The sequence below is a fragment of the Psychrobacter sp. M4 genome, assembly GCF_055699795.1.
On the sequence record NZ_CM146740.1, the window covers coordinates 1475456 to 1496035 of the forward strand.

Here is a 20580-nt window from a genome sequence, read left to right on the forward strand (position 1 = left end):
GGTTGCCTCTTTTTTATATTATTCGCCAAGGATAAATTCGATGCGGCGGTTACGAGTGCGCCCCTCGGGGGTGTCGTTACTGGCAATCGGATCAGCATCACCTTTGCCCGTGGTACTCAGACGAGCGGCGTCTATGTTACGGCCAATAAGGTACTGCTTGACCGCTTCGGCGCGCTCGTTTGATAGCACCAGATTGGCGGCTGGGTTGCCAACATTATCGGTATGTCCGGTGATAAGGACGGGTTTGTCACCAATGCTTTGGATCACCCCTGCCATGTCATCTAATATCCCTAAACCTCTTGGGGTCAAGGTAGCACTGCCGGATTCAAACTCAACGATACGGTTGGCAAGGGTGTCATCGATGAGGCTTTGCTCGCCTGCGGTAACCACTAGTTGATTGTCGAGCTGATAGAGGTCGGTTAAACGACTATGAATACGGTTTTGAATGGCTTGCTTTTGCTCAAGGCTACTGACTTTGCCATGCAGGCCGATGGTAGTGCCATGAATGTCGATACGGCCTTGACGAATGTTTGAGATGTCGCTGTCGATAATCGCGGTCGCGATTTGTTGCCAATTGTTGGGCAAGCTGATGTTGGAGCGTACTTCAATCTCATCTCTAATTGGTTTGTTTGGGTATTGTGTTTTGAGCTTATCGAGCAGTTGCTGCTTGTCTGAGCTGGTAGCGACCACGCCTTTGATAACAACTGGTATGTCTTCATTGCTACTAGCTGTGTGCTCTGCATTATGATCAGCAAACACAGCGGCACTGATTGACAATGCCGTTATAGCCAAGAGCAGACCTTTTTTATATCCTAAATGGCCTGTTAGTTTATCGGCGATCATTGAGTAGGCTTGCATAAAATACCTTTTTAATCTTGCTATTGTTTATTTGCTGCCGTGAGCCAGCTACTGCGCCAAGAATGTCTTTTTAAACAGTTGTCTGGCATCATAAAGATACATATCGTCTTGTAATAATATTTTATTAAAGCGTGTCAGACCGATATCGTCATCGATATAGCCTTGTGTCCAGTCGCTATGCGCAATCACCACCCAATCATCAGGATAAGCACTTTTGGGGCTCGATAGCTGGCATAGTACATAACCATCAGGCTTACTAAAATTAAGTAGTAAACGATAATGATCAGCGCTGCGGTACAGATAAGTATTGAGATATATCTGATGCGGCTGATAAAATCCGCTGATCAAATCATGCCAAAAGCTCGCCAGTTGTATAGCGCTGGCTTTGTCAGTACTCAGGGTCCAGCAAATAGACTTATTAAGACCATGAAAACCTTTGGTATAGGTCGGTAAGAACAGTAACCCGGTAGCGATAATTTGCTGAATAAGCTGAGCTTTACTGATATTCATGAGTACCGTCATATCTTGTAAGGTCGTGGTATTGATAAAATCGTAATAATAGGTGCTGGCATTTGGGTCAACACTGAGCTTACAGTGGTTTAAATTCTCGGTTGCTAGATTATCATCGGTTTGTCTCTTAGCAGTGCTTAAAGCCGTCTCAATATCATCCCACAAATTTGATGATTTAATAGGTAGGTAGTTCATCCAACTCTTGGGTTTATCCAAATGCATAAGAGCAAAGCCGATAAGTGGGTATTTTCTATGACTGCTATCATGACTGGGAACGAGCACTCCGGTGATGACCTGATTGGAGGCGGTATCAGCATGGCTAAAGTTTAAGTAGGCTTGCTGCTGTGCTATATCATTTATTACAGTCTCATCCAATATAGCGCCAGCGCTTGTCAATGCTTGGCTTACCCACTGGTCAATAAGGTTGGTTTCACTAATATGCGTGCGCGCGCGGACGAAATCGCCGCGAGCTGGCAGTTTGCCAAAATAAACTAGAGGTAGGGTATCAGAAGTCATTGCGCTGGCTCCTGTGTTTGAGAGGTAACAGGAGTGGCAGCGTCCGTATTGCTATCTATATTGGCTTGCGCGGCATTTTGCTCAGTTGAGTTAGGTGCAGGCTCATTATTGCCATCGTTATTGTTACTATTAACAGTAGCGGTATTGCTGTCGCTACTATTGTCAACAATTGGTTTGGCAGTGCGCGTAACCCCAAGGGCGATAATCTCAGCGGGCAGTTTCATACCAGTAAACGGGTTGTTAGAGCGGCCTTGAGTGGCGGTATTGCTGCTACCGCTAATGATTCTAAAGCGTACAGGAACGGTGATCCCATCACCTGTCCACGCCATCTCAAAGATATCATCACCAAGCTCAGTACGGCGCGCGCTATTGATAAGGCGCTCAACCCCAAAGCTACCGGCTTCCTCAAAGACCGTATAGTCTTTGCCATCATAGTCTTTGGCTCTGATACTCGCGCCCGGCTGACTACTTGGATTGGGCCAGACAAAGGTCGTCCAAGCTTGTGTGCCCATCCGGTACCGTAGCTGCTGACCATCGACGACGATGGTGTATTCGGTCAGACCGCTTACTGGCAGTGGCATAATCTGAAAAGTGGTTTGATTAGGCGTGCTAGCAGCGCCTGAACCGCCCGCACTATTGCTGCCTGTATAATTAACAAAGTAGCGACCAAAATCAGCGACAAACTTCGGGTTAAGTCCTAATCCTGCGCCGTTCCAGATCTTACTTGAGATCTGATCACCGCGGCGAATGATAAAGGGCGATAAAGTCTCATTAACGAACTTTGCTACATAGCCGTCTTCACCAAAGAATTGACCAATCTCAGCAGGCGTGGCCTCCAAATTAGCGTTGGCGGTAAAGGGGTACTTACCGGCTAAGTTATCAAGGAAAGGCTTATGTACTTGTGCTTGCCAGACTTTGTTGATCTCAGCCTTGGTTGGCGTGAGTAACATATTAAACGAGCGGGTGAGCGGTTCGCTCAGTAGCGGTCGTACCAATTGTTTGATCTCAGAGTTGGCTTGGCTTAAGATTTGCTCATCTAAAATTTGCAGGGATTTAGTCAGCTCAGAGCCATCAGGGCTTAGGGTTTGTGAAGCGAACAATAGGGCGTCAGGGCCGATATCACCGCTACGGGCGATATTGTTAAAGCGCGTTCTGATATTACCCAAGCTGGCAAGATAGTTATCTAATAAGGATAAATCCTGATTGTCCTCTCTTGGCGTTACCAAAGCATGAATAGAGGAGAACTCTTGAGCGATAACTCCTGAGCTTGCTGGCGCAGCAGATGCTTCTTCATTAGAGCTACCATTATTGAGCGCCGCTTCGGCTTGACGCAGCTCCGCTGGGCTTTGACGCAGTATGGTTTGCTTAAACCAATTGACAAAGGAGCGCCGCGATCCTGCGCCACTAGTTGCAGACAGGGCAGCTTGATTGTCCCATTGGGTTTGGCGATCGACTGTTTCATACAAGGTTTTTAGCGGGGATTCTGCGCTATTGGACAGCTGATTTAATAACATCGCATGATCCTCAAAGTCTTCACTATCACGGATATAAACTTGCGATAAAAAACGTTTCCACTCGCCGATATACTCTTGCTTATAGCGGTTAACCAAATATTGACGAATTTGCTCAGGGCTACCGGTTAGCGTAAGGTCATCTTGACTACTAGTGGCGAGCACCCAGTCATCGGCTACTACTCTGGTTGTGGCCGCTTTATCAATCTCATCACTAATAAAATCGTCCCACGCGGGTTTGGTAAAAGTGCCTGAGACCGCGTAACCGCCAAGTAGGGCTTCGTTATCATTATCTTGGATAATTTGGGCGACCGTGACTGCAGGGAAGCGCGCTGACGCTCGCATTTTGATCTCAGAGTAAACGCGCTCGCGAGCAGGCTGGCCTTTGCTCGCAGCAGACAAGGTGCTGCGGGTTTTATCCACCAGTCCCAAATCGTTTTGGATAATCGGGAAAGCAGGGTCATCAGCATGTGCCATCGTAAAGGTCAAAATACGCTCAGCTTGCCGGATCATCTGTTCACGCGGCATATCCGCACGATTGGCATCAAGCCAAGTGCGCCAAAAGCGCGTCATCTGATCGCTTAAATGGCTGGTCTCTAAATGATCATGACTGCCTAGCATTAGATAAGCTTTGAGTGCATTGTAAGCATCTTCTATATCGGTTGGGTTGGATTGAATATAGGTGTCACCTGCTGTCACTTCAGTGGCGTCCACTGGCGTCGCTTCTTGGCGTTTTAACTGTGCCGCATTAGCACTGACTTCTGTCAAGAAGCGCTCGATGTTTTGTTTGGTTGGCGTTAGCACAATGATGCCTACACCGTTATAGTACTCGCTCAGTAGCTTTTGTTTGAGCTTATCGCCTTGATACAAACCAAAACCAAGCGCCAGCGGTCGATCCTCCTCATAGCCCTCAAGCTGCTCTATCCGGCTTTGTAAGATGTTAAGCGACTCAAGCTGAGACTGCAGATCGCCATTAGCGTCTTGTTGCAGCTGCGCCACTTGCTGCAGGTCAGCTACCACGCGTTCAGTCAATTGCTTATTGTTGGTATATGACCAAGTCCATAACCCCACGGCGGCGCACAAAGCAGTCACAGCGGCAAGGGTGGCAAGGGCGCGATAACTACGCTTGTTACGGTTTTTGTACTGCTTGACCAGATGTTTATCTTTTAAGATCACTTTAGAGAACAAATCTTGTAAAAAGTACGGCTTGTCCAGCGCTTCATGTTGAGCACCCAAAGGCACCGCTGGCGGCTTTAGGTCATAGTTTTGTACCATTTGCAGCGTCATCTGACTGCTAACTTGCCCTTCTTGCAGAGCACTGGTGAAATAAAATCCGCGCAGTATAGGCTTGAACTGAAAAGGGTTGTCCTCAAACAAGGCATGCATCAGCGTTCTGATCATTGGACGCAGGGATTGAAACTCCATGGGGAAAGTCATTAGGCTTGGCGATACGGTACGCTGATGACGTAGGGACAGCTTAGTGGTGCTTAAATCTTTGAGACCATTGACCAAGATGCCAAAATGCTCTTCAAAGATATCAGTGATGTTAATACTCTCAGGATCATCCGGATAGGGGATGGTAGCGCCCCAGACTTGCTCGCGATCCTCTTGCTCATAGTCATGGAAAAAGTCACGAAAGCCTGAGATCAGATCCATTTTGGTAAAGACCACATAGACGGGCGCATAAACTTCTAATTGCTCAGTCAAGTCTTGTACGCGGCTACGTAGGTTTTTTGCCAAATCTAGCGCGTAGCTGGGATCGTTTTTAGTCAGCTCAGCGATACTAACGGCGATAATAATGCCATTAATGGGTGCTTTAGGACGGTTCTTTTTAAGCAAATTTAAGAAGGACAACCACTCTGAGCGATCTTCCTCATAGACTGAGTAGCGACCCGCAGTATCGAGCAAAATACCTTCGGTAGAAAAGAACCAATCACAGTTACGCGTACCGCCAACTCCTTTTACTGATAGGGTGTTGGTTTTCTCCATAAACGGAAACTTAAGTCCAGAATGCAGTACCGCTGAGCTTTTACCTGCTGCTGGATTACCAATGACCATATACCATGGCAGCTCATATAGGGCCGCTTTACCGGTTTGATCACCGATCTTTGATTTACGAATGGTTTTGATAGCGTCTTGCATTTGCTGGCGCAGCGCTTGTACTTCTTGCGCGTTTTCATCTTTGGCAGCATCTGGTTTGTCACTTCGATCTTCATCAGCATTATCTTCTACTAAATTGGCTAGATCCTCTGAGGCTTTTTTACGCTTTTGCCAAAAATAGTAGCCAATCCCTCCCAGCACTACGGCCGCTACCAGTATGCCAACGATAGTAAAAAAGGTTTCGATGGTCACGTAGTCATACAGCAAAACTAGAGCAACTATGATTCCCAAGACCAGCAACACTCTTGGATTGTAGATAAGATGAAAAAACCTTGAAAACATACTTGCTACCTAATCTGATCTTAAGATAAATAATGAGTTTTTATAAAAATAAAGTGTCGCTACGCTATCAATAGCTGCATTTAAATTGTCGGTTTAGCGTCTACTGTCCATAGCAAGCAAGAATGCTGATGCTGGGTAATTAAAAATATTTCTTCGGACTCTTGTTGGTCATCATAAACTAGGCTAACAAATAATGACAGACTAATGAACGATTTTAACCAAACATTTGCTGTCATGTATGAGCCTAAATGATAGGTATTTATGAGCGCGCCATGCTCAATGAAGGCTTCGGTAAAGTTTGAGAATACGGACGTATCATAAGGTTGCACTTCTGGATTGATATCAGATATAGCGGTAATATTACTTTCATAAAAGAGAACTTTAGTTTTGTTATCCTTATCCGTTATTTTTTTATTATTTATTATGGAGAAATCAGTCGTTTTTGACTCCGCTATGTTTGTTGGGGTTAAGGAGAACGAATGATCAACGAGTAAATCTCTTACAATGTTTAGATGCCTAGAGTAGCTTAGACGCTGAGTAATAAAGCTATTAGTATTCGCTGTACCATTTTTAGTCGTATCGTTAGATTCATTAACCTTGGTGAATAAAAAGGCGGTGCTACTATCAATGTTGAGCACGTCTTGAGCTGCTTGATTATAAAACGTTAATAACGCGCCAGCTTCAGTGGGAACAAGGCTAGAGGGATTGGCTGAATCGGTAGCGTTTGAAAAATCAGTAGCCGTCAACTGCTCTTCCAGCCATGCTTCATTAATTTGCGAGTCAGCAATAAGTAACAAGCAAATCTCAGGATCGGTAGATTGTGATAAGAGCAGCAAATGGGCATTGATAAAATCGATAGGGGTTTGTAGAGTAGTCGACGCTATTGCATCTGGCTCATCAGTAATATCAGTAGTAACAGGAGTAATAAAGAATCGTGCTTTAGGAATACCGTGTGCCAGCATTTGTTCTTCTATAGCCATGCTTAGTAGCGTGGCATCAGCGCTAGCAGGTAGAACCAAATAGATAGACAGTTTCGCAGGTGCTATGTTTGTAGTATTAAATAAGGTATTATCGGCATCACTTTCATGAGCGCTGAAATCAGCACTAATCAAGTAACGCTGCTGCCACTCAGGGTGGATATGGACAGCAGAATTAGGTTCATTAGCAGGGGGCTGATAAGCAGCAAAGTATTGGGCCAGCCTTGATAATAGACCTGCATTTAAGGAGAGCTGCTCATCAAGTAAAGCGTATAAGCGTAAGGTCAACGGACTAATATCTGTATCTGTTGTCTCTTCATTATATGTATCATAATAGGGCAGTGGTTCTGGCTCTGTTAAACCTGCAATAGGTTTTGTGAGTAGCGGCAGGCCATCAAAATCAGTTAGCGTATCACTTAGTGAGGTAAGATCTTCTTGATTGTTAATGACTTCAGACCAAGAGCTGCCTTCAGGCAGACTAACACTACTGTGTATAAATAGCTTATAAGTATCATGCGTCTGCACGCTTGTCTTTTCATGAGCAGCTTTAGGCTCATCACTTTCTTTGTGATCTATTCTTTTTTGCCACCATTTTGTCGCTACGATAGCGCCAATAAACAGCAGTGGAATGACCATAAACCACAACAACAAACCAGAAGAATTAAGTTGCTCAGCATTGTCCTTAAAGTACATCCAGGCCAATATAAGGTAGACAGCTAACAGCATCATAAAGATTAAGCGACCATACCTTATTATTCTTGTTGCAGCCACTGGTGCAAATCCCCTTTTCTTATTTGACTTATGTACTTAGCTACTGCTCTGTTGATTTACTCCTGCAGTTTTATAAAGATCAACAAAGTTGCATAGTATAAGACTATCTATTCTAGAGTATTTTAATTATATTTTCTACTTAAGTTCACTATTTAGGCATAGTAAAATCAATAGATTTTCGATTTAGAAACTAAGTGGCAGATTTCGTTTAGATTATTTATTCAATAAAACTTATGTGTAATAAGGGTTAAGGTATCGTTAGAAATAATGTTCTAATAATAATTACGACTGACTATATATTATGACTGAACAAAATAGTACAATTATGTCAGCTTTAGTAAATGTAGTCGTCACTTACTTTATGATTTATCTAGCCATTTTTGTCTTTACCTTGATCTCTGTTGTCGTCATCGTCATGCTTTTTGATCGGCAACTTTGTGCACGACTCTTCGATAAATTAAAAAATAATCAGGCAAAAGAAGCTGTTAAGCGTTTAGCTACAAATAAATTTAAAGGATCGTCAATAAAATTAGTGGTGATAGGGATGTTGCCTCGTTTTAAGAAAACGCTTAACCGCTTATCTCGTACTGATTTTTCTAAAGTTTCTGTTATCTCTGCACTGTCTGTGCTCATTATCGCGGCGACAGCGGGGCTGTGCTATGCCCTTATCTCGAACAACGCTCTTGAGGTGTACCACGTTCAAGATTCCAAAGTTAGTACCGCCAACTCACAAATCAATCAGCTATTAATGGGGGAGCGCTTGCGTCCACCGCCACCACCACCAGAGGAGCTGTTTGCTGAGCTTGAAGCTGAGCTTGCAAGTTATCAAGCCACGCAAATTGAGGAAGGGTATTGGCCTGATACTACTGAGGCGCCGCAAGCTGGGCGAGCGCTTATATTGCCTGAACCTGATTTATCTGATCTAAACGTTCAAGATCATACCAGCGGTTACTCTGGTGACATCCTGACATCACATATAAATAATGGTCACATCAATATCAAAAACGCTGATCGCAATTGGAAAAAGATGAACTCTGAATTCGTCCAACGACTATTGACTGTATATAAAGTAATGAGTGATCAGTACGGTTATGACATGGTGCTACTAGAGGGCTATCGCAGCCCTGAAAGACAAGCTCGACTTCTCAAAAAAGGGTCTCAAGTGACCAAAGCTGGCTCGTATAAAAGCTATCATCAGTTCGGTCTTGCTGGGGATAGTGCCTTTATTAGAAATGGCAAAATTGTGATTAGCGAAAAAGATCCTTGGGCGATGCAAGGATATAAGTTATATGGTAAAGTAGCTAAATCGGCCGGACTTGTGTGGGGAGGTGACTGGCGAATGATGGATCTTGGTCATGTTGAGCTGCGCAAAAAAGGCGTGCTTGGACGCCCAGAGATGGCGGAGCTTTTAACCAGTCAATAACAAAATAGAGCATTGAATGAATTTAAAATAGCCACTTAAAAATACGGACAGATGTATGTCATTATCAATAAAAATAATAGCAGTCAGTTGGGTGATTAGCGCTCTGTTAGCCGGCTGTAGTAGCAATCCGCTCAGTCAAACAAGTAGCCAGATAGGCAGTCAAGCCAGCCAGTTAAATAACCAAGCATCTCTTAGCAAATCATCAGTGCTAACTGATAAATTACCGACTTCTGATAGGATAAAAAACGCCATTATTAACGATAAAGAGAGCATCAATAGCGCAAGTCACTTAAGTTACGCTGACGATGATTTACAAGATCTCAAAGTCCAGCTTGCGCAGCAGCAGCAACAACTCGAAGCTATGAGCGCAGAACAGCAAATCTTGCAAGAACAACTAAAACGCCAACAGCTCACCCTGACTATCAAACCCACCATCAACGCCAATGCTGGGCGCAGTAAACAAGGCACAGCCAGTACGGCTTATATTGCGTTTTTAGAAGAAGAAGGTCAGTTTACACAGCTTGAAGAGCTGGCCTTTAAAGAAGTTAGTATTATTCCCAATCGCGATAGCAGTTTGACCCTTACGGTTCCGCAAGAAGCCAATTTCATCGCTATTAAAGTGGGTCTAAGATACACCAAAAAGCGCTCGCAGCTGCTGATACCGATCAGTAGTATCGACTTTGATACGCCACTTATCATCAATGTAGGCGCCTGTGATGTGACCCTCGTTGAGGGGGTCAATCCAGAATTAGCACCTACATTCACCATCAAACTTAAACATTACCAGCAGCCACTAGTCAGTTGCTTGTAGGAGATTGCTTTGAGTAAACACAGAGTATTATGGGGAGAGGGGCTGTTTTTGCGGCCGCAGCATTTCCAGATTCAAGACAATCATCATGACTCGCAGCGAGCGCTTGGTATGAAGCTGATGCATCCTTATGCTTATGGCATAGCCGATGTGCAGATCGATCAGCAGCTTTTAGAGAGTAATTTGTTAAGCGTGCAAAGCCTCTACGGTATATTGCCAGATGGTACGATATACCAAGCACCGCGCACTGATGCACTTCCTAAAGCCATTACCCTTGATACGCAAGATAATGGCGATGAGGTGTTTGTGTTTTTAAGCTTAGAGATTGTGCATAGTGGTGGCAATAATATACAAAGCCCGCACAGTGACAATCCAGCGCGCTATGTACGCGGCGCTATTGAGGCGCAAGACTTATATAGCGAAGCTGCCGAAGCCGTCATTGACGTTATAAAACTGTCACCAAGCTTGCAGCTGAGTCATTCTGCACAGGCGCTCAGTCAAGATACCGTGTCTTTACTTATCGCCAAATTGAATCGCACCACTCAAGGTATCTATCAAGTTGATGAAGATTATATCGTCCCTAGTGTTCATATCGCGAGCAACCCTGCGCTGGTCAGTCAAGTCTACCGTTTGATGACCATGATCAACACCAAATCTAGCTCCTTATACGATCATCATCGTCAGTCTAACAATGATTTATTAGAATTCCGCTCCTCAGATATCGCCTCTTTTTGGTTGCTACATACCCTAAATACGGCTTACTCGCAGCTCAGTCATTTGTACAATCATGCCAAGTTACATCCAGAACGACTTTATGAAGCGTTATTGAATGTCGCTAGTCAATTGGCTACGTTTAGCTCCTTGTACAAGGTGGGTGATTTGCCAGCCTATTATCACGATAATGCCAATGAGTCTTTTATTAGTATCATTATGATTATCCGTGAGCTGCTAAACACCGTGATTGCCAGCAACTTTATCTCTATTCCATTACGTCAAAGCAAGCCGTCTTACTACACAGGAGAGCTTAGTAGCGATAAGATTACGAGAAGCACACAGTTGTATCTATCTGTCAGCTCATCGCAACCGATGCATGAGCTGATCGATATCGTACCACGTCGTTTCAAGATAGCCACGCCTGATGCGGTAGAGAAGCGCGTGTTGTCAGCGCTACCCGGCACTCCGATCTCACATGTCACTCAAGTCCCTAGCGCGATTCCAGTAAGACCTGGATTTAGCTACTTTACTATCGAGCCGATAGGGGAGCTGTACGATGAGATGATAAAATCTGAATCTATCTGTATTTATGTACCAAATGGTTTTGATGATCTGAAAATTGAGCTGATGGCTATCGTGCAGTAGCTTTGTTGAATAACATTTTTGCTGAATAACTTTTAATAAGCATCTCTCTGTATATAGTAAAGAGGCGATGCATCGATATATACCTTTAAAATAATAAGCAGTAGGAACACTCATGACTGGCAATAATTCAATAAGTTCTGCGCCTTCACTACTAGATTCAGGTGAAGTCGCCTCCAAAGTTTCGGCAGAGGGGCTTGATAGACGTATCAGCAGTCAATCACTTGTTGATATTATGTATGACGGCTTTTATCTGGTTTTTTTACTGCGTAACCATTATTTTAGTACCGAGCCGCGTCAGTTTCGCCAAAAGATATACGACTTTTTGGATAAGTTTGAGGCCAATGCGCGCAAAAAAGGCTTTTTGTCAGAAGACATTTATGAAGCCAAGTACGCTTATTGTGCGCTCATTGATGAGACCATTATGACCTCACAAGAGCCAGAATTTCAGACGCTCAAAGATGCGTGGGAGCTTAATCCTTTACAGCTGGATTTGTTCGGCTCTCAGGTTGCTGGCAATGAGTTCTTTGAGCGCTTGGATACTTTGCGTGAACAAGGCGAAAAGCGTCTGCCAGCTTTGGAGGTTTATCACTATGCGATGCTGCTTGGCTTTCAGGGCAAGTATCGCTTAGAAGCGCCTGAAAAGATTCGCTACCTTATCTCGCGCTTGGGCGATGAGATTGAGCATCTGCGCGGTAACAAAAATGAATTTTCACCGTTTTGGGCTATTCCTGATCAAATCAAACATACCTTGACTAGCGAGACGCCGCTTTGGGTTATTCTAGCGGTAATGGCGGTATTGTTAAGCGTGATATTTGCCGCCATGTGGCAGTTTACCAATAGCTTTTCTGATGATCAGCTCTCAGCCTATAGTAGCGTGATTCAGGAGAATAAAGAGCAGGCGCATATTTCCATATTTTTACCCTAAATAAATGGTTCTATTAAAGCTATGCAGTATGTCTTTTCAGTACAATGTAGTTTTAAAGTCGCAAGAAAAAATCCCCAAAAGGGGATTTTATGTAGGGTTGAGGGTCAAATACTGCTATAGTTTTGACTGTTATATGCTACTTTTTTTAAACTATTTAGCCAGCTCAATAGTGCCATTAGCCGTGACTGAGATGGTACTATTACCGGACTCAAAATTTTGGCTAGGTACTGGTGCATCAGCCATCTCTGATCTAGCACTTGCCATACTGTACATAGGGCGCGGATAGTTGTTACCCGTATTGAGACTGACATTAATGACGCGGTAGCCGCTAGCATCCCATGCGCGAGTTAGGTTTTTGGCTTGTTGCTGAAAGGCGCGTGAGGCATCAGTCATAAGCTTTCGCTCAAGCGCGTCTTTTTTAGCCTCTGATACCCCGAAATTCAAATTGTTCATGACTAAGGTTTCTTGCAAATCAGCTATCAGTTGGCTAGTTGCGGCAAAATCCGTACTTTTTAGATCAATATTTACCTGTCCTGTCCAGCCAATAATTTTGTCATTTTTGTCATAACGAGGATAAGTGTTTTGTTGTCCGGTACTGATGGTGACACTAGGGTAGCGTTTGGCTATTCTCAAAGCATTATTGATGGAAGTATTTAAAGTTCTCGCTAATGACTTTGCATCCGCTGCTTGTGCCTTTTTGTACATACTAGCGTTTATCTCATCATTAGCAATCTCTTCTTTTACCTCGGTTTGAAAGCTAATTTGGTTATAGCCTGTAGGTTCAGCATAAACACTAGTTGTCATTGCTGCCAGTAAACAAACGCTACTAGAAGCAAGCGCTATTTTTTTTATTACTATGGTCTTCATAACTTTCTCCTAAAAAATATACAAAAGTAATTGGGTAAGTCACTATAGTAGATTACCAGTTTTTGTTTGCTTTGGCGTAATAATTTTGCTTCAGGGGTTGTATTAGCATAGAAATCTTGTATAATCTGCAACTGGTGGCTCCATTGGTAGCCTCGCAACATTGTTCTATGAATCCCGCCAGGACCGGAAGGTAGCAACGGTAGTAGATTCAATGTGTGCCGAGGATGTGCTGATGGAGTCGCTTTTTTTTGCCTAAAATTTGTCAAAGTTATTTAATACACAACCCTTAAGCCCTTACTTTTACAGATAGAGGGTTTTTTTTGGTTAAATTTTTATCTCTTACTACTTATTACTATTGTGACCAAATAGCTTATAATCGTCATGGACTCCAGCCAACATATTGCATAACAGCAGGTTAGACGCTACGATAACAATAAGTCTGTAACCCTATTTCTAAGTCAGTAGGAAAATAACCAACCCATGAGCGATACTCAAAACCTTATCTTAAAACAACGTCAAATACAGCAGCGTCAAATCCTGGCGATGATGGGGATAGGGCAGTGGGTGCAAGCAGACTCACCAACGCTAGTGATAGATGAGATCTCAGCATCCGTAGAGCAGGAGTTAGCAACTCAACAACTAACCTCATATCAACCTGCAGCTTTCCAGACTGAGTTTGAAGACAATGATGATAACGCTTCTATCACTGATGAGGAGAATAGTCCTACGTTTAACAATACGGCTGTTGAGGTTGCAGAAGTAGACAGTGTAGACTTTAAAAGCATGTCTATAGTAACGCCAGAAGATGTCGAGCAAGCTGTTGAACCACTGATAAACAAAGCTACAGCGCCTGTTAAAAATGAGAGTTTAGAGGTAATCTCTGATGATAATCAAAATGAGGCCAGTTTTGATAAGGTCGCGCCCTTTGACTTGCAAGGAGCACGCTATGGCGATTGGGTGCTGATGGTCGATATCCAAGCCCTCAACAATGATAGCCAAAAGCTCTGGCAAAATATCACCCAAGCGTTATCATTGAACTGTGAGACCACATCTTTTCCTATTTGTGCAGGAATGGATACCACTGAGCTTGCCAATGCCAGCCTGGCCGGATACCTGTTTAAGATTGGTAGAAGCGAAGATATCAAGGTGGCAGCATTAACTAAGTTGCCGGACGGATTGACCCATCCTAATCTTATAGACGTACCGAGCTTAGATCAGATGCTTACCGATAGCACTCTTAAGCGTAATTTGTGGCAACAAATATCTCAATAAACCTATAAATAGCTGTTATACAATGTTTTCTAGTTCTTTTTACCTACCTTTTATCCCACATAGGACTGTAATGATGACCAACGCTACCGATACTGCTATGAATAACACTAATAGTAAGTCCATGCCGCATCGCCTGCCTAACTTTAGCGCTGGACCTGCAACGATACCGACTGAGGTGCTGCAGCGCGCGCAACAAGAGCTGCTCGACTGGCAAGGTCGCGGTGTATCGGTAATGGAGATGAGTCACCGTAGTAAAGACTATATGGCGGTCACCGAAAAAGCTGAGGCTAAGCTGCGCTCGTTGATGGCTATTCCTGATAATTATAAAGTACTATTTTTGCAAGGCGGTGCAAGTTTGCAATTTTCAGCCATTCCGCTAAATTTACTAAATGGTGGCCGCGCTGATTATTTAACCACCGGTGCTTGGTCAGGCAAAGCAATTAAAGAAGCTCAGCGTTATGCCAAGCTTGGTTTGGGCGAGGTGAATGTGGTCGCTAGCGGCAAAGACAGTAATTTTACTGATGTGCCGGATCCTAGCACTTGGGATACCAGTCAGGATGCTGCTTATTTTCACTACTGTGCGAATGAAACTATTCATGGTCTGCAGATATTTGAGCCGCCACAAGTTGACGCGCCGCTCGTGGTGGATATGTCATCGTCTATCCTGTCGCATCCTGTGGATGTATCAAAGTTTGGGATGATTTATGCTGGCGCACAAAAAAATATCGGTCCTGCAGGGTTAGTAATTGTCATTATTCGTGAAGACTTATTAGGTAAGGCCAGCGAATGGTGCCCGCTACTAATGAACTACGAACATCAAGCCGAAAAAGAATCCATGTCCAATACACCAGCGACGTACTCTTGGTATTTGGCAGGGTTGGTATTCGAGTGGTTAGAGGGACAGGGCGGAGTTGAGGCTATTTATAAAATCAATCAGCAAAAGGCGGATCTACTTTATAAAACCATCGACGATAGCGCTTTTTATAATAATCCAGTGGCGCTTAAATATCGCTCCATTATGAACGTCCCTTTTACTTTAGCTGACAGTAGCCTTGATAAAGTGTTTTTGGAAGAAGCTGAAAAAGCAGGATTCTTAGGCCTAAAAGGTCATCGTGATGTTGGTGGCATGCGCGCCAGTATCTATAATGCGGTATCACTTGATTGGGTGCAGCAGCTAGTTGATTTTATGCAAGATTTTGAGCAAAAGCATGGTTAGATAGTAGCTTATGAGCTTATGTTAACGTTTGCTATTTGAATACATAGGGTACAGCTAACAACGGTTGTGCCTTTTTTGTTGGGCGTTTAGATCCTGTGAGGCATGCCATTTTTACTTTACTTGTAACTGCAAACCATTAGGTTAAAAAAGCGAAATTTGTTATGATGAAAATTCTCAGTTTAGCAAAATAGAGCATCGACATGGCTTTACTAGCTTTTATTATGATAAAAATCCTATGTTAAAAAACCTCTTTATTGCAGCGGTTATACTAATAACTGCCACCAGCCCGATATTAATCGCTAATGCTACACCTATTAAGGCGCAAGCGCTGGCACATAATAGTACGGCTGAATATGTCAATGCGCCGTTTTTACCTTATGCCAATCCCGATGCCCCAACAGGCGGGACGTTATCTTTACAAGCAAGTGGTACTTTCAATAGCACTAATAAATGGATGACGACGGGTGTACCGGTGATTGGTACTGATTATCTTTATGATACGTTGATGACGGGCTCATTAAATGAAGCCTTTACCATGTACCCGCAACTGGCAAGTCACGTCACCTATGATCCAGAAGATACGAGCTGGATCATTTATCATTTAAATCCAGCGGCGCGGTTTTGGGATGGTACGCCAGTGACAAGCAGCGATGTCAAAGCTACTTTTGATGCGCTCTTAACCAAAGGGCCTATGTACATTCGTAGCTATCTTGGTGATATAAAAGAAGTACAAATCACTGATGAGCAGCAAGTTAAGTTTGTGTTTGCCTCAGCTGATAATAAGGAGATTTTATTAACGGTTGGTCAGTTTCCTATTTTTGCAAGCTCCTCCATTGACACTGATTTTGAAAAAATTAGTTTGACCCCGCTTATGGGTAGTGGTCCTTATAAGCTTGGACGTATCGAAGCGGGGCGCTCAGTCAGCTATGTGCGTGATCCTAATTATTGGGGCCGTGATTTGATGGTCAATCGTGGTCGCTATAATTTTGATATGATTAAGTTTGTCTATTATCAAAGCGATGAGATCGCCTTTGAAGGTTTCAAATCCGGTCAATATCGCTTTCGTCCTGAAAATAAAGCCTCGAACTGGGCAACAGGCTATAACTTTCCAGCAGCAAAAGCGGGTCTTATTGTAAAAGAGTCGATAAAAAATCAAAATCCAGTACCCATGCAAGGGCTGATTATGAACATGCGCCGGCCTTTGTTTCAAGACATTCGCGTTCGTCAAGCACTCAGCCACGCTTATGATTTTGAGTGGATGAATAAGACCTTGTTTCATAATCAATATGAGCGTTTGCAAAGCTTTTTTCATGGCTCGGAGCTGGCGGCAACAGGTACACCCTCAGAAACTGAGAGACAAGTATTAAAATCGCTGCTTGCCAAGCTTGAACCGATTCAGCGTCAAGGGGTATTAAAGAAGTGGCAAGTGCCGACTAGCGATGGTAGCGGCTTTAATCGTCAAGGATTGCTAAAAGCACGGCAACTGTTACTAGATGCTGGTTTTTATTACGATGATATGCAGCTGTATCAGCCTGATGGCACACCGGCGCAGATTGAGATGCTGATGACAGGCGAGACTATGGGACGGGTTTTGCTGCCTTATATTCGTAATTTGAAACGCCTAGGGTTTGATGCTACCTTACGTCAAGTCGATGGGCCACAGTATTATGAGCGTATGCGGCGTTTCGATTATGACATGGCTGTCGATGTCTTTGCGCAAAGCTTATCACCAGGCGCTGAGCAAACAGGGTTTTGGGGCAGTAGCGCAGCTGATGAGGCGGGTAATCATAATACGATTGGTATTAAAAACGCGGCGATTGATCAAGTAATAGAGAGACTTGGTGATGCTAAGAACCGTGAAGAGATTGTATTGTATACTAAGGTGCTTGATCGTTTGCTGCGCGCGGGTCACTATCTAGTACCACTCTATGGTAAATCTGAAACCAATGTGGCTTACTGGGATCAGTATCGTCATGTTGACAAACTACCTACTAATGCCATTGGCATTGATTACTGGTGGGTAGATAAAGAGGCGGAAGCGCGCGTAAACAGCTATTTAAAACGGTAGTAAAAATTTTAATCATAACTTAGTTATAAACTACCAGTTGTAAGTTAACTATAAGGATTTCACATGAGTATTCAAATTCATCCGATCAAAGCATTTACTGACAATTATATTTGGACACTAATTAATAAAAATAACAAACAAGCTATTGTCATTGATCCGGGCCAGTCTGCGCCGGTAGTCGCTTATATGCAAGAGCATGGCTTGGATCTGACTTCGATTTGGACGACGCATCATCACTATGATCATGTTGGCGGGGTTATGGAGTTGCAAGAGTATTTCCCGATGACTCATATCGTCGCTCATAGCGAGCATGGTGTAGAAGAAGATCAAACCATCAAAGATGGTAGCACGGTTAGCGCGTGGGGCTGCTCAGCACAAATATGGGATATATCCGGTCATACTGCGACTCATATGGCTTATATCTTAGATGTTGATGGTCACAAGCACTGCTTTTGCGGTGACACTCTATTTAGCGCGGGCTGTGGCCGTGTTTTTACTGGCACCATTGAGCAGCTCTATGACAGCTTTAAGCGTTTGAATGAGTTACCTGCTGATACGCTGTTGTATCCGGCTCATGAATATACCGCCAATAATTTGCGCTTTGGTTTGACAATTGAGCCTGACAATGCAGCGATGCAAGAGGCTTTGGCGCAAGCAGAAGAAAAAATGGCAGCAGACGTGCCCACATTGCCGGTAACCTTGGCGCATGAACGTGCGGTCAATGTATTTTTACGTATCAAAGAACCTAGCGTTATAGCAGGGGTTGAGGCTAAGGCTAATGTCGATAGTGATAAGCCTTTAGCGGTATTTGCTGCCCTGCGTGAGCTAAAAGATAATTTTTAAGCGCTTTTAGTCTCTACTATTAGCCGCTGTTATTTTATTTAGGAAGTCGTTATGGGTCGTTATATCCTCAAAAGACTGCTACTCATACTACCGACGTTATTTTTAATCTTGCTGGCCAACTTCGTCATTGTGCAAGCGGCTCCGGGCGGTCCGGTTGAGCAGCAGATGGCACTTATTGAACAGGGCGCCAAAGACAATGCGCTAAGTGGCAATGTTGGTGCGGGTAGTGCAGGCGGTAATGACAGCACCTATCAAGGCACACGCGGACTATCGGATGATATGGTTGCTGCTATAAAGGCGCAATATGGTTTTGATAAATCAGCCCCTGAGCGCTTTTGGCTGATGCTCAAAAACTACGCGCAGCTGGATTTTGGTGAATCGTTTTTTAAGGGACAGACAGTCACTGACTTGATCATAGAAAAATTACCCGTCTCGATATCGCTTGGGCTTTGGAGTACCCTGCTCATTTATATGATTGCCATTCCCTTAGGTATTTACAAAGCCATGCATCATGGTTCTGCGGTAGACAAAGCGACGGCTATGCTCCTTGCGATTGGACATGCGATACCCGTATTTGTATTTGCGGTGATCTTATTAGTATTTTTTGCTGGTGGCAGTTATTGGAATATTTTTCCGCTACAAGGGTTGACATCAGAGAATTTTGAAGAGCTCTCCTTGCTTGGTAAAATCAAAGATTACTTTTGGCACTTAGCACTACCGCTGCTGGCAAGTACGGTTGGCGGCTTTGCAGGCTTGACATATTTGACTAAATTTAGCTTTTTAGAGGAGCTGGGTAAGCAGTATGTGCTTACCGCACGCGCCAAAGGCTTAGGCGAGCGGCAAGTGCTCTATGGTCACGTGTTTCGTAATGCTATGCTCATTATTATCGCCGGTATCCCAGCCGCTATCGTTGGTATTTTCTTTGCTAGTAATTTTCTTATAGAGATTATCTTTAAACTTGACGGTTTAGGGCTGCTTGGGTTTGAGGCTATTCAGCAGCGTGATTATCCGGTGATATTTGGGACGTTATTTATTTTTACTTTAGTCGGTCTACTATTACAGCTTATTAGCGATTTAAGTTATCACTTGATTGATCCGCGTATTGATTTTGAGGGACGCTGATGCCAAGCAACCATCCTATATCAAGTAACCAGCCTACTACCGCAGCTACGCCTTTATCCAAAGCTAAAAAGTCTCGCCTAAATCCCATTTGGCAAGCTCGGCTTGATCGTTTTCGCCATAATCGCTTAGGCGTCATATCACTAATTGTTTTCAGCATTATCTTTGTTATTTGCATGGCGGCTAATGTGATCGCTAACGATAAACCTTTACTCGTGCAGTATGATGGAGATTACTATTTTCCTGTTTTAAAAGCTTATCCTGAAACCACTTTTGGCGGTATTTTTGAGACCGAAGCCAACTATAAAGACCCTGCAGTACAACAGCTTATCGATGATAAAGGCTATCTGGTGATGCCAGTTATTCCTTTCGCTGATCAGACACCGAATGTGGAGCTGGGCGTTCCTTATCCGGCACCGCCTAATAGCCAAAACTGGTTAGGAACCGATGATTTGGGCCGTGATGTGTTGGCGCGCATTCTTTATGGTATGCGTGTATCGTTATTGTTTGGTTTGGCTTTAACACTTGCAGGCGCTTTAATTGGTATTATTGTGGGTGCTATCCAAGGCTATTATGGCGGCTGGGTTGATTTGGCAGGACAGCGCTTTATGGAGGTCTGGGGCGGGTTGCCGCAGCTATTTATGATTATTATTTTAGTCAGCTTATTTAGCCCCAGTATTACTATACTTTTTGCCCTGATGCTGCTGTTTGGCTGGATGGGACTGGTCGGTTTGGTAAGAGCTGAGTTTCTGCGCGCGCGTAACTTTGATTATGTACGTGCTGCGCGCAATTTGGGCGTACCCGATAGTCAAATTATGCTCAAGCACATACTGCCCAATGCCTTGGCATCGAGCTTATCGCAATTGCCATTTATCCTCACGGCTAATATTATCGCTTTAACCGCTTTGGACTTTTTAGGGTATGGTCTACCACCCGGATCGCCTTCACTTGGAGAGCTTATGGTACAGGGTAAAAACAACCTTGATGCCCCATGGTTGGCTTTATCAGGATTTTTTAGTTTGACCTTTATACTGTCTTTGTTGATCTTTATTGGTGAGGCGCTACGTGATGCCTTTGACCCAAGGCGCTCATAGT

At 43.8% G+C, this 20580-nt stretch carries 15 protein-coding genes and 1 other RNA gene; 11 read left to right on the forward strand and 5 right to left on the reverse strand.

The window, feature by feature from the left end; translation table 11 throughout:
- Window positions 1-18: 18 nt before the first annotated feature.
- From ACR63N_RS06115 to ACR63N_RS06130, 4 genes are all read right to left on the reverse strand, one after another.
- Window positions 19-858 carry an OmpA family protein gene (locus tag ACR63N_RS06115; protein ID WP_367103340.1) on the reverse strand — a complete coding sequence of 280 codons (840 nt, stop codon included), beginning with the start codon at window positions 856-858 and terminating at the stop codon, window positions 19-21.
- Between the two features lie 48 nt (window positions 859-906).
- Window positions 907-1884 (reverse strand): type VI secretion system-associated protein TagF, encoded by a 978-nt coding sequence (tagF, locus tag ACR63N_RS06120; RefSeq protein ID WP_367103339.1) that lies wholly within the window; start codon window positions 1882-1884, stop codon window positions 907-909.
- Window positions 1881-5837: a type VI secretion system membrane subunit TssM gene (gene tssM, locus ACR63N_RS06125; RefSeq protein ID WP_367110288.1), complete on the reverse strand. Its 3957-nt coding sequence runs from the start codon at window positions 5835-5837 to the stop codon at window positions 1881-1883. Before tssM ends, tagF begins: the two co-directional genes overlap by 4 nt.
- 80 nt (window positions 5838-5917) lie before the next feature.
- On the reverse strand, window positions 5918-7543 hold the full coding sequence (locus ACR63N_RS06130; protein ID WP_367103337.1) for a hypothetical protein: 1626 nt from the start codon (window positions 7541-7543) through the stop codon (window positions 5918-5920).
- A gap of 367 nt (window positions 7544-7910) precedes the next feature.
- Here ACR63N_RS06130 and ACR63N_RS06135 point away from each other — a divergent pair, with 367 nt between their 5' ends.
- From ACR63N_RS06135 to icmH, 4 genes are all read left to right on the forward strand, one after another.
- The gene (locus ACR63N_RS06135) at window positions 7911-9008 is read left to right on the forward strand and encodes a M15 family metallopeptidase (RefSeq protein ID WP_367103336.1); all 1098 of its coding nucleotides are present in this window, start codon (window positions 7911-7913) and stop codon (window positions 9006-9008) included.
- A gap of 55 nt (window positions 9009-9063) precedes the next feature.
- Entirely contained in the window at window positions 9064-9819 is a 756-nt protein-coding gene (locus ACR63N_RS06140) for a hypothetical protein (protein WP_367106013.1), read from the forward strand.
- A gap of 9 nt (window positions 9820-9828) precedes the next feature.
- On the forward strand, window positions 9829-11175 hold the full coding sequence (tssK, locus tag ACR63N_RS06145; RefSeq protein ID WP_367103334.1) for a type VI secretion system baseplate subunit TssK: 1347 nt from the start codon (window positions 9829-9831) through the stop codon (window positions 11173-11175).
- 112 nt (window positions 11176-11287) lie between these two features.
- On the forward strand, window positions 11288-12100 hold the full coding sequence (gene icmH / locus ACR63N_RS06150; RefSeq protein WP_367103333.1) for a type IVB secretion system protein IcmH/DotU: 813 nt from the start codon (window positions 11288-11290) through the stop codon (window positions 12098-12100).
- 150 nt (window positions 12101-12250) lie between these two features.
- On the opposite strand, the gene ACR63N_RS06155 is transcribed toward icmH, so the two are convergent.
- Window positions 12251-12967 carry an SIMPL domain-containing protein gene (locus ACR63N_RS06155; protein ID WP_367103332.1) on the reverse strand — a complete coding sequence of 239 codons (717 nt, stop codon included), beginning with the start codon at window positions 12965-12967 and terminating at the stop codon, window positions 12251-12253.
- A gap of 141 nt (window positions 12968-13108) precedes the next feature.
- On the opposite strand from ACR63N_RS06155, the gene ffs reads away from it, so the two are divergent.
- The 7 genes from ffs to ACR63N_RS06190 all read left to right on the forward strand — a co-directional run bounded on the left by ffs (window position 13109) and on the right by ACR63N_RS06190 (window position 20579).
- Window positions 13109-13205: signal recognition particle sRNA small type (gene ffs / locus ACR63N_RS06160), an RNA gene on the forward strand.
- A gap of 242 nt (window positions 13206-13447) precedes the next feature.
- Window positions 13448-14239, forward strand: a complete 792-nt coding sequence (locus tag ACR63N_RS06165; RefSeq protein ID WP_367103331.1) for a DNA polymerase III subunit psi — start codon at window positions 13448-13450, stop codon at window positions 14237-14239.
- Window positions 14240-14309: 70 nt separating this feature from the next.
- Entirely contained in the window at window positions 14310-15455 is a 1146-nt protein-coding gene (gene serC, locus ACR63N_RS06170) for a 3-phosphoserine/phosphohydroxythreonine transaminase (RefSeq protein WP_472782596.1), read from the forward strand.
- 235 nt (window positions 15456-15690) lie between these two features.
- Window positions 15691-17523 (forward strand): extracellular solute-binding protein, encoded by a 1833-nt coding sequence (locus ACR63N_RS06175; protein WP_367106012.1) that lies wholly within the window; start codon window positions 15691-15693, stop codon window positions 17521-17523.
- A gap of 63 nt (window positions 17524-17586) precedes the next feature.
- Window positions 17587-18366 (forward strand): hydroxyacylglutathione hydrolase, encoded by a 780-nt coding sequence (gene gloB / locus ACR63N_RS06180; RefSeq protein ID WP_367103329.1) that lies wholly within the window; start codon window positions 17587-17589, stop codon window positions 18364-18366.
- Window positions 18367-18417: 51 nt separating this feature from the next.
- Window positions 18418-19488, forward strand: coding sequence for a microcin C ABC transporter permease YejB (yejB, locus tag ACR63N_RS06185; protein WP_367103328.1), 1071 nt, complete (start codon window positions 18418-18420; stop codon window positions 19486-19488).
- Window positions 19488-20579 (forward strand): ABC transporter permease, encoded by a 1092-nt coding sequence (locus ACR63N_RS06190; protein WP_367103327.1) that lies wholly within the window; start codon window positions 19488-19490, stop codon window positions 20577-20579. The genes yejB and ACR63N_RS06190 overlap by 1 nt, the downstream gene beginning before the upstream one ends.
- Window position 20580 lies beyond the last annotated feature (1 nt).